Here is a 15,128-nt window from a genome sequence, read left to right as displayed (position 1 = left end):
AGGGGTCAGTCCTCTCTCCGCCCACGATTACCCGGCCGCGAGGCCACCCACCGCCGGACGGTGTCCGCGTACCAGAACGGCTTGCCGCCCTCCACATGATCGGGCGGCGGCAGCAGCCCGTGCTTGCGGTACGACCGCACGGTGTCCGGCTGCACCCGGATGTGCGCGGCGATCTCCTTGTACGACCAGAGCCTTCGGTCGGTCATGAGGTGCACCTCCCTGCGCGCACCACGGCGGCGGCCGGGAACGGCCGTCGGGGGTACCGGGCGCTGCGCTGGCGATCACAAAGCCTGTGCCCCGTCAACGACACACAGTGACCGCAGGTCAGGCCCTGTGTACCGCGTGTGACGCAAGACCCGCGTATACGCGACATGTGTGACACGGAGGGGGCGTTTGTGACACGAGCGCAGCAAAGGCGCACGCGGGCGCGAGGGCGCGGCGCATTGACACGGAGCCGCACAGGGCATCGTCGTGGGCGCACGCAGGACGGGCCGGACCCGCTGCGCCGGGCCCGGCCCGCCGGCTCCCCCGCCTCCCCGTTGGTCGGAGCGGCTCGGCACCGGAGGTCACAGACTGCATTCAGCCAACCCGGCCGGTCTTGGAAAAATGCGCACCGGAACCGGGGGTGAGCACCAGACTTGTCGCCTCGCCCGTCATCCGGTCACCGCCGGGCACCCCGCCCGGCCCCCGCCGCGCCAGCGTGAACTCGCGGGGCGTGCATCCCGTCATCGCCTTGAACTCGCCGCTGAGATGGGCCTGGTCGTAGTACCCGCACACGGCCGCGGTCTCCGCCTGCCCCCGCCCCGCCGCCAGCATCCGCCGAGCCCGCTGCAACCGCAGCACCCGCCCGGCCGCCTTGGGCCCCAGCCCGATCTGCTCCCGGAACCGGCTCTCCAACTGCCGCACACTCCACCCGACCTGGTCGGCGAGTACCGGCACCGGCACGGCCCCACCCGTCCGTACCAGCTCCGCCCAGGCCCGCACGACCCGAGCCGAACACGGCGTACCGGCATCCGCCCACCGCGCGAACACATCGTCCAGCAGCCCGAACCGCGCCTCCCACGACGGCAACGAGGCCAACGCGGCGGCGAGTTCACCGACCCGGCCCGGCAGCGCATGCGGCAACTCGTCCGGATCGACGGTCCGATTGGCGAGCTCGTGCTGCGGAGTACCGAAGAGCGTGAAGGCGGCCCAGGGCGCCAGCAACACCTCGATCCCCGAGAGCCGCCCACTGTGCTCGCCGACGGCGGGGGTGGTCGTGGGCCCGCAGTACACGGACACGAGGGTGTCGGGTTCCCGACCACCACGGGTGATCCGTACCGGCTCCTCGAACCCCAACAGCAGAGTGGCGGCCCCGATGGGAGCCTCAAGCCGCCGACGGGGCCGGTCAAGGGCCATCCGAACCCCGCGATAACTGATCACACCGGGCCGAACCCGAGGATGGGGCCGAGCAAGGGCAACTTCCCAAGAACCCCAGGGCCCCTGTCCGCCCCGAACACGCACGGCACTAGTCATCGAGCCATGCTGCAACATACCCAGGGGCGCGGGGAACTGCGCGACCAGCCCCCACGCGCCCGCAGACGAAGAACTACGCCCCGCAGCTCCGAAGAAACGCCCGCGTCCGCTTCGCGATCGGCAACGGAGTGCTCGGCGCACACGGATACATGTCCTGCTCGACAATCGCGAACAGATCCACGTCCAAAGCCTGCGCAGCCTCCAGCACAGGCCCCAGCGCGGGAACCCCCGTAGGCGGCTCACACATCACACCCTGAGCCACAGCGGGCCCGAACGGCGTCCCCTTCGCCCGCACATCAGCGAGGATCTCGGGATCCACCTGCTTGAGGTGCAGGTACCCGATGCGCTCACCGTACGTCTCGATCAGCTTGACGCTGTCGCCGCCGCAGTACGCGTAGTGCCCGGTGTCGAGACACAGCGAGACGAGCGAGGAGTCGGTCCCGTCGAGGAACCGAACGACGTTCTCCTCGGAGTCGATGTGCGTGTCGGCATGCGGGTGCACGACGATCCGGAGCCCGTACTCCTCCCGCACCCGCTGCCCGAGACGCTCGGTCAGCGAGGTGAGATTCCGCCACTGCTCGGGCGTGAGCGTGTCGGACTCCAGCACCTCACCGGTCTTGTCGTCCCGCCAGAAGGACGGGATGACGACGAGGTGCTTCGCGCCCATCGCCTGCGCCAGCACCGCGTTGTCGGCGACATGGGCCCAGGTCTTCTCCCAGACGGCCTCGCCGTGATGCAGGCCGGTGAAGACGGTGCCGGCGGACACCTTGAGTCCCCGTCGCGTGACCTCCTCGGTCAGTACGGCGGGATCCGTCGGCAGGTACCCGTAAGGGCCAAGTTCGATCCACTCGTACCCGGAGTCGGAGACCTCGTCGAGGAACCGCTGCCAGGGCACCTGCTGGGGATCGTCGGGGAACCACACACCCCAGGAGTCGGGAGCCGACCCGATCCGGATGCGGGACAGTGAGGAAGAGGGTGACAACGACGTCATGCCGGTCAGCTTCCGCGCGAGCGGTAAGCGCTGTCAAGGCCTCGTCCGAATGTCTGGACAAAACATTGACAGGGCTCCTCATAGGGGACTAGAAAACCGTGGAGAGCCGATACGAAGGGAACTCGATGGCGTACGACCTGATCACCATGGGGCGGATCGGAGTAGACATCTATCCGCTGCAGACGGGCGTCCCCCTGCCGCAGGTGGAGACCTTCGGCAAGTTCCTCGGCGGCTCGGCCACGAACGTCGCGGTCGCGGCGGCCAGACTGGGACGGCGGACCGCGGTGATCACCCGCACCGGCGACGACCCGTTCGGCACCTACCTCCACGAGGAGCTCAAGGGCTTCGGCGTCGACGACCGCTGGGTCACCCCGGTACCCGGCCTGCCCACCCCGGTCGTCTTCTGCGAGATCTTCCCGCCGGACGACTTCCCGCTGTACTTCTACCGCGAGCCCAAGGCCCCGGACCTGGAGATCGACGCCCACGAGCTCGACCTCGACGCCATCCGCGAGGCCCGGATCTTCTGGGTCACCGGCACCGGCCTGAGCGAGGAGCCCAGCCGTACGGCGACCCTGGCGGCCCTCGCCCACCGGGCCAAGGCGGGCACCACCGTCTTCGACCTCGACTGGCGACCCATGTTCTGGAAGGACCCGGCGGAAGCCCGCCCCTTCTACGAGGAAGCCCTCCGCCACACCACCGTCGCGGTCGGAAACCTGGACGAGGTCGAGGTCGCCACCGGAGTGCGTGAGCCGAAGGCCGCCGCCCAGGCCCTCCTCGACGCCGGTGTCGAGATCGCGGTGGTCAAGCAGGGCCCCAAGGGAGTCCTGGCGGTCGGCCGCGACGGACAGACCGCCGAGGTCCCGCCCCTCCCCGTGACCGTCCTCAACGGCCTCGGCGCCGGTGACGCCTTCGGCGGCTCCCTCTGCCACGGCCTCCTCGAAGGCTGGGACCTGGAGAAGATCATGCGCCACGCCAACGCGGCCGGCGCGATCGTCGCCTCCCGCCTGGAGTGCTCGTCGGCGATGCCCACGCCGGACGAGATCGAAGCCGCCATCGCCGCAGGAGCCGTCAAGTGACCGTCGACGTCTCCGAACTCGTCCGCCTCCGCACCCGGCACCCCGAGGCCGTCGCGGAAGCCGCCGCCCGCCGCAGGCGCAGGCCGCTGCTCAACGAGGCCGGCCGGCTGATGATCGTCGCCGCCGACCACCCGGCCCGCGGCGCCCTCGGCGTCGGCGACCGCAAGTTCGCCATGGCCAACCGCGCCGACCTGCTGGAACGCCTGGTCCTCGCGCTGTCCCGGCCCGGCGTCGACGGCGTCCTCGCGACCGCCGACATCCTCGACGACCTGCTCCTCCTCGGCGCCCTCGACGGCAAGGTCGTCATGGGCTCGATGAACCGCGGCGGCCTCCAGGGCGCCAGCTTCGAACTCGACGACCGCTTCACCGGCCACCGCGCCGAGGACATCGAGCGGCTCGGCTTCGACGCCGGCAAGCTGCTCCTCCGTATCGACTACGACGACCCGGGCTCCCTCACCACCATGGAGTCCACGGCCCGCGCGATCGACGACATGGCGAGCCGCCGGCTCCCCGTCTTCGTCGAGCCGTTCATCAGCGGCCGCACCGCCGAGGGCAAGGTCAAGAACGACCTCTCCGCCGAGGCCGTCACCAAGTCCATCGCCATCGCCTCGGGCCTGGGCGGCAGTTCGGCCTACACCTGGCTGAAGGTCCCCGTCACCCAGAACCCCGACGACATGGCCGAGGTCATGGCGACCTCCACGCTCCCGGCCGTACTGCTCGGCGGCGAGGTCGGGGACGACCAGGACGGGGCGTACGAGAAGTGGCGGGGCGCACTCCAACTCCCCACCGTCCGCGGCCTCGTCGTCGGCCGTTCGCTGCTGTACCCGGCGGACGGGGACGTGACCGCCGCCGTGGACACCGCCGTAGGACTGTTGTGAGGGCCGCATGACAAGCCAGAGCACGAGCGATCTGTACGTCCCCCAGGGCGCCTCCAGTAACGCCCGGTACACCGTGGACATCGACCCCAAGCGGGCCGGCTGGACCTATTGCAGTCTGCGGATCGTCACGCTGGAGCCGGGTGGTACCCACACCTTCACCACCGGCGACAGCGAGTGGATCGTCCTTCCGCTGGAAGGCGGATGTACCGTACAAACAGAAGAAAAAGAGTTCCAACTCCTGGGCAGGGAAAGCGTGTTCGCGTCGGTCTCCGACTTCGCGTACGTTCCCCGCGACGCCCAGGCAACGATCGCCTCCGGCGCGGGAGGCCGCTTCGCCCTGGCAGGAGCGAAGTGCGAGCGACGACTCCCCGCCCGCTACGGCCCCGCGCCGGAGGTCCCCACGGAAGAACGCGGCAGCGGCAACCGGCTGCGCCACGTCCGCAACTTCGCCTCCGCCGACGCCTTCGACTGCGACAAGCTGATCGCCGTCGAGGTCATCACCCCGGGCGGCAACTGGTCCTCGTACCCGCCGCACAAGCACGACGAGCACCGGCCGGGCGTGGAAGCGGAGTTGGAGGAGATCTACTACTTCGAGATCGACGGCCCGAACGGTTTCGGCTATCAGCGCGTATCCCCTTCCCGTGAGGGCGGATCGGACGTCCTCACGGAGGTCCGCTCCGGCGACGCCGTCCTCGTCCCCGACGGATGGCACGGCCCGTCCATCGCCCAGCCCGACCACGACATGTACTACCTGAACGTCATGGCGGGACCGGGCGAGACACGGGAGTGGCGGATCTGCTTCCACCCGGACCACACAGAAGGATATGGGGGGCACCGATGACGACCACCAGGCTCACGGTCGCGCAGGCCCTTGTACGCTTCCTCGCCGCCCAGTACACCGAACGCGACGGCGTACGCCAACGCCTCATCGGCGCCACCTGGGGCATCTTCGGCCATGGCAACGTCGCGGGCCTCGGCCAGGCGCTCATCGAGTACGGCGACGACATGCCGTACCACCAGGGCCGCAACGAGCAGTCGATGGTCCACGCGGCCGTCGGCTACGCCCGCCAGTCCAACCGCCTCTCCACGCACGCCGTGACGACCTCGATCGGCCCCGGCGCGACCAACCTGGTCACCGGCGCCGCCCTCGCCACCATCAACCACCTCCCGGTCCTGCTGCTCCCCGGCGACATCTTCGCCACCCGGGTCGCCGACCCGGTCCTCCAGCAGCTCGAAGTCCCGCACGCGGGCGACATCAGCGTCAACGACAGCCTGCGCCCGGTGTCCCGGTACTTCGACCGCGTCACCCGCCCGGAGGCCCTGATCCCGGCGGCGCTCCAGGCCATGCGCGTCCTCACCGACCCCGTCGAGACGGGCGCGGTGACCCTCGCCCTCCCGCAGGACGTCCAGGCCGAGGCCTACGACTGGCCGGACGAGTTCTTCGCCGAACGCACCTGGGTCGTACGACGTCCAGGCGCCGACCCGACCGAACTCGCCGAAGCCGTACGGGCGATCAGGTCGGCCCGCCGCCCCCTCGTCATCGCCGGCGGCGGAGTCCACCACAGCCGCGCGGAGGAGGCCCTCGCCGAGTTCGCGGAGACGACGGGCATCCCGGTGGCCTCCACGCAGGCCGGCAAGGGCTCCCTGCGCTGGGACCACCCCCAGGACGTCGGAGGCGTCGGCCACACCGGCACCGCCACCGCCAACGAACTCGCCCGCCAGGCGGACCTGGTGATCGGCGTCGGGACGAGGTACACGGACTTCACCACCGCCTCCCACACCCTGTTCGCGGGCGACGGCGTCCGCTTCCTCAACCTCAACATCGCGCCCTTCGACGGCCACAAGCTCGCCGGACAGCCGCTCGTCGCGGACGCGAGCAGCGGCCTCGCCGAGCTGACCGCGGCCCTGCGGACCCACGGACACCGGGTCCCCGACGGGTACGTCACCGAGTACACCGAGGACAAGCAGCGCTGGGAACACCGCGTCGACGCCTGCTACGAGGCCGACGAACCCGACGTACGCCCCACGCAGCCGCAGGTCCTCGGCGCGCTGGACGCCCTCGTCGACGAGTCGGACGTGATCATCAACGCGGCCGGCTCGCTCCCCGGCGACCTGCACAAGCTGTGGCGGGCCCGCTCCCGGGACCAGTACCACCTGGAGTACGGCTACTCCTGCATGGGCTACGAGATCCCGGCCGCGATCGGCGTGAAGATGGCCGCCCCTGAGCGGAACGTCTGGGCACTGGTCGGCGACGGCACCTACCTGATGATGCCGACGGAGATCGTGACCGCCGTCCAGGAGGGCATCGCGATCAAGATGCTGCTCGTGCAGAACCACGGGTACGCGTCCATCGGGGGACTGTCCGAGTCGGTGGGCGGCGAGCGGTTCGGCACCGCGTACCGCTACCGGTCGGACGACGGTACCTACACCGGGGCCCCGCTCCCGGTGGATCTGGCCGCCAACGCGGCCAGTCTGGGGATGCGCGTTCTGCGCGCGAAGACCGTGAGTGACCTGCGCGAGGCCCTCGCCCAGGCACGCGCGGCGGACACTCCCACATGTGTCTACGTCGAGACCGAAACGGCAGACACAGTGTCGGGCGCGCCTCCGGCGCAAGCCTGGTGGGATGTACCTGTGGCCGAGACCGCGACCCGACCGTCGGCGGTGAAGGCCCGCGAGGAGTACGACCGGCACGTCTCTACCCGACGCCGCCATCTGTGAAGGAGCAACTGGGCATGACGAAGATCGTCAACCACTGGATCGGCGGCAAGACCGTCGAAGGCGCGTCGGGCAACTACGGGCCGGTCACCGACCCGGCGACCGGCGCGGTCACCACGAAGGTCGCGTTCGCGTCGGTGGACGAGGTCGACTCGGCCGTCGCCGCCGCGAAGGACGCGTTCCAGACCTGGGGCACCTCGTCCCTCGCCAAGCGGACCACGATCCTGTTCAAGTTCCGGGCGCTCCTGGAGGCGAACCGGGACGCGATCGCCGAGCTGATCACCGCCGAGCACGGCAAGGTGCACAGTGACGCGCTGGGCGAGGTCGCGCGCGGTCTGGAGATCGTCGACCTGGCGTGCGGGATCACCGTGCAGCTGAAGGGCGAGCTGTCGACCGAGGTGGCGAGCCGCGTGGACGTCGCGTCCATCCGCCAGCCGCTCGGTGTCGTGGCCGGCATCACGCCGTTCAACTTCCCGGCGATGGTCCCGATGTGGATGTTCCCGATCGCCATCGCGACCGGCAACACCTTCGTCCTGAAGCCGTCCGAGAAGGACCCGTCGGCCTCCCTGAAGATCGCCGAGCTGCTGGCCGAGGCCGGTCTGCCCGACGGCGTCTTCAACGTCGTCCACGGCGACAAGGTGGCCGTGGACCGCCTCCTGGAGCACCCGGACGTCAAGGCGGTGTCGTTCGTCGGCTCCACCCCGATCGCCCGCTACATCCACACCACCGCCTCGGCGAACGGCAAGCGCGTCCAGGCCCTCGGCGGCGCCAAGAACCACATGCTGGTCCTCCCGGACGCCGACCTCGACGCGGCGGCGGACGCGGCCGTGTCCGCGGCCTACGGCTCGGCGGGCGAGCGCTGCATGGCGATCTCCGCGGTCGTGGCGGTCGGCTCGATCGGCGACGAGCTCGTCGACAAGATCCGCGAGCGCGCCGAGAAGATCAAGATCGGCCCCGGCAACGACCCGACCTCCGAGATGGGCCCGCTCATCACCAAGGTCCACCGCGACAAGGTGGCCTCCTACGTCACCGGCGCCGCGGCCGAGGGCGCCGAGGTCATCCTCGACGGCACCGGCTACACGGTCGAGGGCTTCGAGGACGGCCACTGGATCGGCATCTCGCTCCTCGACAAGGTGCCGACGACGGCCAAGGCCTACCAGGACGAGATCTTCGGCCCGGTCCTGACCGTGCTGCGCGTCGACACCTACGACGAGGGCATCGCCCTGATCAACGCCTCGCCCTTCGGCAACGGCACCGCGATCTTCACCCGGGACGGCGGCGCCGCCCGCCGCTTCCAGCTGGAGGTCGAGGCCGGCATGGTCGGCGTGAACGTCCCGATCCCGGTCCCCGTCGGCTACCACAGCTTCGGAGGCTGGAAGGACTCGCTCTTCGGCGACCACCACATCTACGGCAACGACGGCACCCACTTCTACACCCGCGGCAAGGTCGTCACGACCCGCTGGCCGGACCCGGCCGACGGCCCGACGGGCGTGGACCTGGGCTTCCCGCGCAACCACTGAGCGAGCGACATCGGGCCCGGGCACTCGCAGGAGCGCCCGGGCTCAGTCATGCCTACTGCCCCTGCGAGTCCTTCAGCGCCTGGGTCATGTCGACGGTCTCCGAGGCCGGAGGAGCCTTGACGTCGGCCGTCTTGCCGAACTTCTCGAAGTCCATGGTGACCTTCATGGCACCGACCTTCTCTGTCAGCCGCACCGGCAGGTCCTTGGCGCCGACCCAGACGTCCATGGAGATCGAGGTCGCGCCGCCGGTGACCGAGCCCATGAGGCTGTCCTCGTCGCCGAGGGCGTCCGCGAACTTGCCCATCTGCTTCTGGTCGATCACGGCCCGGTAGTGGGTCGTGCTCTGCCCGTTGACGGTCTCCTTGCCGAGGTCCTCGACATCGTTGGCGTACTTGAGGCCCTTCATGGACGCCGACGGGCTGCCGTTGGCACCGGTCACCGCCTGCGCCCCCGCCTCACCGAGGACGGCCGACGCGTCGATCTTCATCCACTCCTTGCCCTTGAGCGGGCCGGAGGGCTGCGGGTCCACGTCGTAGTAGTAGGCACCGTCCACGAAGAGCATGCGGATCGACGGGTCGCTCGTCAGCGTCTGCATCTGGGCGGCCTTGGTGTCCATCTCGACGTCGTAGGCGTATCCGTCGCCCCACGAGTACGTGCCCTCCATGGCCACCGGCGTGCCGGTGCCGATGTCGGTCGACATCTTCACCTCGGCCGACCCGACCTGCTCGGTCCGGTCCGTCGCCCGCGAGAGCGCCGCCATGATCGCGTCCGTCTTGTCGACCGCCTCGGCGGCCTGCTTCACGCCGTCCGCGCCACACGCCGACGTCGCCACCAGCGCCGCCGCCGTGAACCCCACCCAGGCAGCGGTGTGCTTTGCCTTCATCTGTCCCCACCCAAGGCTGTGTGTTTCGTCTGTGAGTTCTGTGTCCAAAGACTCTAGCGGCCCCCACTGACACTCCCGCGACGGGATTTTTTTGCGCCGCCCCCTGCGATTACCGCACACCCCAAGTACGGCAGGGCGACAGCCGAGAACGACGTATACGAATCCTTAACGCCCTGTCGATCTACTGATTCCGTAGGTAAACAGTCATTGACGTGATGGTTTTCGTCGGGATTCCATGCAGTGCAATCCGCTGCACGAGTCGATCGGAATCACCGTATGACCGACACGCTCCGCCCCGCCGCGACCACCGCCCCAGCGGTCGCGGACAGCCCCCAGAAGCTCAAGCGCTCCATCGGAGTAGTCGGCGGCACCCTTCTGACCCTCTCCTGCGTGACCCCGGCCTCCACCCTCTTCGTGGTGGTCCCCGACCTGTTCGGCTCGCTGGGCACGGCCACCGCCCTCACGATCGCCATCGGCTCCCTGCTCTGTATCGCCGTGGCGTTCTGCTACTCCGAGCTGGGCACCCTCATCCCCAGCGCGGGCGGCGAGTACGCGATCGTCTCGACCCTGGCGGGCCGCCTGGCGGGCTGGCTGGTCTTCGTCCTGTCCCTGCTGGTGGTGATGATCGTCCCGCCGGTGATCGCGATGGGCACGGCGGACTACCTGGCCCCGATAGTCCACCTGAACCCGTCGATGGCGGGCGCCGGAGTCATGCTCCTGGCCACCCTGGCGGGCCTGCTGGACCTGCGCGCCAACGCCTGGATCACCGGAGTCTTCCTGGTCCTGGAGGTGGTGGCGGCAGCGGTGGTGGCGGTCCTGGGCTTCGCCCACAGCGAGCGAGGCGCGGACAGCCTGGTCTCCCTCCAGGTGGCGGGCCCGAACGGCGAGACGGACACGGTCACGGCGATGCTGATCGTCTCGGGCCTGGCGATCGCTCTCTTCGTCACCCAGGGCTTCTCCACCGCCGTCTACCTCTCCGAGGAACTGGAGAACCCCCGCCGCAACGTGGCCCGCACGGTCCTGGCCACCCTCGCCATCTCCACGGTGATCATCCTGGTCCCGGTGGCGGCGATCACGATGGGCGCGAGCGACCTCACGGAACTCACCGGCGGCGACATCGGCACGATGGTCACGGCATGGTCCAACTCCGCCGTCGGCACCTTCGTCAGCCTCTGCGTCGCCCTCGCCATCATCAACGCCGGCATCGTCATGGTCATCCAGAACTCCCGAGTCCTCTACGCCTCCGCCCGCGACAAGGCCTGGCCCACCCCCGTCAACACCCTCTTCGCCAAACTCGGCCGCTTCGGCTCCCCCTGGGTCGCCACCCTCGCCGTAGGCATCCCGGGCGCCGCCCTCTGCTTCGTCAACCTGGACACCCTGTACGGCATCACGGGCGTCTCGGTGACAGGCATGTACCTCCTGGTGGCGGTGGCGGCCCTGATGGCCCGCAAGGGAGCCCACCAGCACACCAAGGCCTGGCGCATGCCTCTGTGGCCGACGATGCCGGTCCTCCTGATAGCGGTACTGGCGTACATCCTGAGCCAGCAGGAGACGGCGTACCTGCTCTGGACGGGCGGCATCACAGCGGCGGCAACTCTGTACTGGGCGGTGTACCTACGCCCGCGCAAGGCAACGAGGTGGCTGGTCTCCATCCCAACGGAGGATTGAGCGCCCCGTTAGGGGCGCGGGGCTGTATCGATTTGCGGCTCCGCCGCGTGGGCGCGACCAGCCAAAAACAACCCGCACCCGGCAGGTGACAAGCCGGACCGAGCTCGTAGCCGTACAACGAACGCGGTACATAAGAACCCCGCCGTACCCCCACAGGAGGTCCGAGGTTCAACCCCCGGTCGATAACGATCCGACAGTTCCGCCCCGTACCGTTAAACGCATGGATCTTCGACTGCCCCGGCGACGAGCCCCGCGGCGGCCCCGACGGATCATCTCCGCCGCGACCGCCGCACTCGTCCTCACCGGCGCCGGAACATGGGCGGCCGTCGCCTCCGACAAGCCACCGCAGGTGACCCGCGCGGACCGGGTCATGTCCCTCAACGGCGTACGCATAGACACCTCGTACTTCACCCCCGAAGCCGCCGGCAGGCACCCCGCCGTGCTCCTCGGCCACGGCTTCGGCGGCAGCAAGGACGACGTACGCGCCCAGGCCGAAGACCTCGCCCGAGACGGCTACGCGGTCCTCACGTGGTCCGCGCGAGGCTTCGGCAAGTCGACCGGCAAGGTCGGCCTGAACGACCCGAAGGCCGAAGTCGCCGACGTCTCCGGCCTGATCGACTGGCTCGCGAAGCAACCCACGGTCCAGCTGGACAGGACGGGCGACCCCCGAGTCGGCATCGCGGGCGCGAGCTACGGCGGAGCCATCGCCCTCCTCACCGCCGGTTACGACGACCGCGTGGACGCCATCGCCCCGGCGATCACGTACTGGAACCTCTCGGACGCCCTCTTCCCGAACGGCGTCTTCAAGAAGCTCTGGGCGGGCATCTTCGTCAACACGGCAGGCGGCTGCGCCAAGTTCGAGCCGGCGATCTGCGCGATGTACGACAGGGTCGCCGAGTCCGGCACCCCGGACGCAGCCGCCGAGAAGATGCTGGAGGAGCGCTCACCCTCCGCGGTGGGGGACAGGATCAAGGTCCCGACCCTCCTCATCCAGGGCCAGACGGACTCCCTCTTCCCCCTCAACCAGGCCGACGCCGCCGCGAAGGCGATCAAGGCCAACGGCGCCCCCGTGGACGTCGACTGGATCGCGGGCGGCCATGACGGCGGCGACCTGGAGACGAGCCGGGTCCAGTCCCGGGTGCAGTCCTGGTTCGACCGCTACCTCAAGAAGGAAACCGGCACCGACACGGGCCCGGCCTTCCGAGTCACCCGCACCGGAGGCGTCGACTCCACCGACGGCGCCGCTCAGCTGCGGGGCGCGACCGACGACACCTACCCCGGCCTGGAGAACGGCCGTCAGTCCATCGCCCTGACCGGCGAGGAGCAGCGCGTCATCAACCCGGCCGGCGCCAACCCGCCCGGCATCTCCGCCCTCCCCGGCCTCGGCGCCGCGGGCGGCCTCTCCCAGCTCTCCTCCCTCGGCGTCGGAGTCTCCCTCGACTTCCCGGGCCAGTACGCCCGGTTCGACTCGAAGCCGGTCACCGACGACCTCCGTATCACGGGTTCCCCGACGGCCACCGTCAACATCAAGTCGACGGCCGAAGACGCAGTCCTCTTCGCCAAGGTGTACGACGTAGGCCCGGACGGCACCCAGCAGGTACTCCCGTCCCAGCTGGTCACCCCCCTCCGCGTCGAGGGCGCCAGAGCGGGCAAGGACGTGACGATCACGCTCCCCGCCATCGACCACAAGATCGAGCAGGGCCACCGCCTCCGCCTGGTCCTCGCCTCCACGGACCTCGGCTACGCCTCCCCGGCGGCCCCGGCGACGTACACCGTCTCCCTGAAGAGCGACCTGTCGGTCCCCACGGCCCCCGGCGTCACCACCGCGGCCGCCCCGCTGCCCTCCTGGGTGTGGTGGCTGCCCCTCGCGGGCGCCGTGCTCGCACTGGCCCTGCTCCTGACGGGCCGCCGCCGCACGGCGATGCCCGACCCGGACCCGGAGCTGTTCGAAGTCCCGCTCCAGATCACGGACTTGAGCAAGAAGTACGCGGGCGGCGACCGTTACAGCGTCCGCGACCTCTCCTTCCGCGTGGAGAAGGGCCAGGTGCTGGGCCTGCTCGGCCCGAACGGCGCGGGCAAGACGACGACCCTGCGCATGCTGATGGGCCTCATCAAGCCGGACGGCGGCGAGATCCAGGTCTTCGGCCACGCGATCCGCCCGGGCGCGCCCGTCCTGTCCCGGGTCGGCTCGTTCGTCGAGGGCGCGGGCTTCCTGCCGCATCTCTCGGGCCGCGAGAACCTGGAGCTGTACTGGCGCGCGACCGGCCGCCCGCCCGAGGACGCCCACCTGGACGAGGCGCTGGAGATCGCCGGCCTCGGCGACGCACTGGCCCGCGCCGTCCGCACCTACTCCCAGGGCATGCGCCAGCGCCTCGCCATCGCCCAGGCCATGCTCGGCCTCCCGGACCTCCTCATCCTCGACGAACCCACCAACGGCCTGGACCCGCCACAGATCCGCGAGATGCGCGAGGTGATGATCCGCTACGCGGCAGCCGGCCGCACGGTCATCGTCTCCAGCCATCTCCTCGCGGAGGTCGAGCAGACCTGCACGCACCTGGTGGTCATGGACCGCGGCCAACTGGTCCAGGCGGGCCCGGTGTCCGAGATCACCGGCTCCGGCGACACGCTGCTGGTGGGCCTGGCGGCCGACATCACGGACCCCCTGCTGGAAAAGGTGGCGGCCCTACCGCAAGTCGAGTCGGCAACAAGAACAGACGGCGGCCTCTTGGTCCGCCTGACGTCGACCCAGGCAAGGGGCGCGGGGAACGGCGCGACCAGCCCCCACGAGCCCGCAGCCGAACAACAACCCATCACGGAACGCACAAACGCCCTACTCATAGAGCTGGTCCGCCTGGAGGTACCCGTAGCCTCACTGGGCCCCCACCGCCGCCTGGAAGACGCCTTCCTCACCCTGATCGGAGGCTCCGCATGAGCACCGGCACGCTCACCGAAACCGCCTCCGGCTACCAGCCCCGCCACACCCTCCCCCTCCGCGTCGAACTGGTCCGCCAGCTCAAACGCCGCCGCACGATGGTGATGTTCGGCATCCTCGCCGCCCTCCCGTTCATCCTGCTCATCGCCTTCGCTATCGGCGGCGAGCCGGGCGGCCGCAACAACACGGTCTCGCTGATGGACACGGCGACCGCGTCGGGCGCGAACTTCGCCGCCGTCAACCTGTTCGTGTCGGCGGGCTTCTTGCTGGTCATCCCGGTCGCCCTGTTCTGCGGGGACACAGTCGCCTCGGAGGCCGGCTGGTCCTCCCTGCGCTATCTCCTCGCGGCGCCCGTGCCCCGGGCCCGCCTGCTGTGGTCCAAGCTCGTCGTGGGCCTCGGACTGAGCCTGGCCGCGATGATCCTGCTCCCGGTCGTCGCCCTGGCGGTCGGCACGGCCGCCTACGGCTGGGGCCCGCTGGAACTCCCCACGGGCGGCTCGCTCTCCCCGGGGACGGCGGCCGGGCGCCTGGTCGTCGTCGTGGCGTTCATCTTCATCTCCCAACTGGTCACCGCGGGACTGGCGTTCTGGCTCTCGACCAAGACCGACGCCCCGCTCGGCGCGGTCGGCGGCGCGGTCGGCCTGACCATCGTCGGCAACGTCCTCGACGCCGTCACCGCCCTCGGCGACTGGCGCGACTTCCTCCCCGCGCACTGGCAGTTCGCCTGGGCCGACGCCGTACAGCCCACCCCGGAGTGGTCCGGCATGATCCAGGGCACCGCCGTCTCGGTAACGTACGCCCTCATCCTGTTCGCCCTGGCCTTCCGCGGTTTCGCCCGCAAGGACGTGGTCTCCTAGGTCAACGGAAGATCACCCACCGGTCTCGACACCCGCCCTCCGTGCCCTCTTCGAGACGCTTCCGCAACGCTCCGTGGCGCACGTTCCGGCCCC

General features: G+C 69.9%; 12 protein-coding genes. 8 read left to right on the top strand and 4 right to left on the bottom strand.

The features are described from left to right. Nucleotides 1-5: 5 nt before the first annotated feature. The 3 genes from ABZ928_RS26470 to ABZ928_RS26460 all read right to left on the bottom strand — a co-directional run bounded on the left by ABZ928_RS26470 (nt 6) and on the right by ABZ928_RS26460 (nt 2,506). Nucleotides 6-206 carry a MerR family transcriptional regulator gene (locus ABZ928_RS26470; protein ID WP_361523722.1) on the bottom strand — a complete coding sequence of 67 codons (201 nt, stop codon included), beginning with the start codon at nt 204-206 and terminating at the stop codon, nt 6-8. Nucleotides 207-579: 373 nt separating this feature from the next. Continuing rightward, nucleotides 580-1,398, bottom strand: coding sequence for a helix-turn-helix domain-containing protein (locus tag ABZ928_RS26465; protein WP_361523719.1), 819 nt, complete (start codon nt 1,396-1,398; stop codon nt 580-582). 190 nt (nt 1,399-1,588) lie between these two features. After that, a complete protein-coding gene (locus tag ABZ928_RS26460; protein WP_361523716.1) occupies nt 1,589-2,506 on the bottom strand; it encodes a sugar phosphate isomerase/epimerase in 918 nt (305 codons plus the stop codon). 125 nt (nt 2,507-2,631) lie between these two features. On the opposite strand from ABZ928_RS26460, the gene iolC reads away from it, so the two are divergent. From iolC to mmsA, 5 genes are read left to right on the top strand one after another with little or no spacing between them, the layout of a single operon-like run. Beyond that, entirely contained in the window at nt 2,632-3,582 is a 951-nt protein-coding gene (gene iolC, locus ABZ928_RS26455; protein WP_361523714.1) for a 5-dehydro-2-deoxygluconokinase, read from the top strand. Then, a complete protein-coding gene (locus ABZ928_RS26450) occupies nt 3,579-4,460 on the top strand; it encodes a deoxyribose-phosphate aldolase (protein WP_361523711.1) in 882 nt (293 codons plus the stop codon). The genes iolC and ABZ928_RS26450 overlap by 4 nt, the downstream gene beginning before the upstream one ends. 7 nt (nt 4,461-4,467) lie before the next feature. Continuing rightward, on the top strand, nt 4,468-5,301 hold the full coding sequence (iolB, locus tag ABZ928_RS26445) for a 5-deoxy-glucuronate isomerase (protein WP_361523709.1): 834 nt from the start codon (nt 4,468-4,470) through the stop codon (nt 5,299-5,301). Beyond that, nucleotides 5,298-7,178: a 3D-(3,5/4)-trihydroxycyclohexane-1,2-dione acylhydrolase (decyclizing) gene (iolD, locus tag ABZ928_RS26440; protein ID WP_361523706.1), complete on the top strand. Its 1,881-nt coding sequence runs from the start codon at nt 5,298-5,300 to the stop codon at nt 7,176-7,178. The genes iolB and iolD overlap by 4 nt, the downstream gene beginning before the upstream one ends. A 14-nt stretch (nt 7,179-7,192) precedes the next feature. Next, complete coding sequence (gene mmsA, locus ABZ928_RS26435) at nt 7,193-8,695, top strand: CoA-acylating methylmalonate-semialdehyde dehydrogenase (RefSeq protein WP_361523703.1); 1,503 nt, start codon at nt 7,193-7,195, stop codon at nt 8,693-8,695. A 52-nt stretch (nt 8,696-8,747) separates the two neighbouring features. On the opposite strand, the gene ABZ928_RS26430 is transcribed toward mmsA, so the two are convergent. Then, on the bottom strand, nt 8,748-9,578 hold the full coding sequence (locus ABZ928_RS26430) for a hypothetical protein (RefSeq protein WP_361523701.1): 831 nt from the start codon (nt 9,576-9,578) through the stop codon (nt 8,748-8,750). A gap of 276 nt (nt 9,579-9,854) precedes the next feature. Between ABZ928_RS26430 and ABZ928_RS26425 the strand changes: the two genes are divergently transcribed. The 3 genes from ABZ928_RS26425 (at nt 9,855) to ABZ928_RS26415 (ending at nt 15,035) form a co-directional block, all read left to right on the top strand. Further along, nucleotides 9,855-11,246: an APC family permease gene (locus ABZ928_RS26425; RefSeq protein WP_361523698.1), complete on the top strand. Its 1,392-nt coding sequence runs from the start codon at nt 9,855-9,857 to the stop codon at nt 11,244-11,246. A 220-nt stretch (nt 11,247-11,466) separates the two neighbouring features. Beyond that, nucleotides 11,467-14,178 (top strand): alpha/beta fold hydrolase, encoded by a 2,712-nt coding sequence (locus ABZ928_RS26420; protein ID WP_361523695.1) that lies wholly within the window; start codon nt 11,467-11,469, stop codon nt 14,176-14,178. Then, complete coding sequence (locus tag ABZ928_RS26415) at nt 14,175-15,035, top strand: ABC transporter permease (protein ID WP_361523692.1); 861 nt, start codon at nt 14,175-14,177, stop codon at nt 15,033-15,035. Before ABZ928_RS26420 ends, ABZ928_RS26415 begins: the two co-directional genes overlap by 4 nt. Nucleotides 15,036-15,128: the final 93 nt, after the last annotated feature.

It is taken from the genome of Streptomyces sp. NPDC046909 (assembly GCF_040644695.1).
GTDB lineage: Bacteria > Actinomycetota > Actinomycetes > Streptomycetales > Streptomycetaceae > Streptomyces.
Note: the sequence above shows the minus strand (reverse complement) of the source record. Positions and strands in the feature narration are given on the sequence as shown.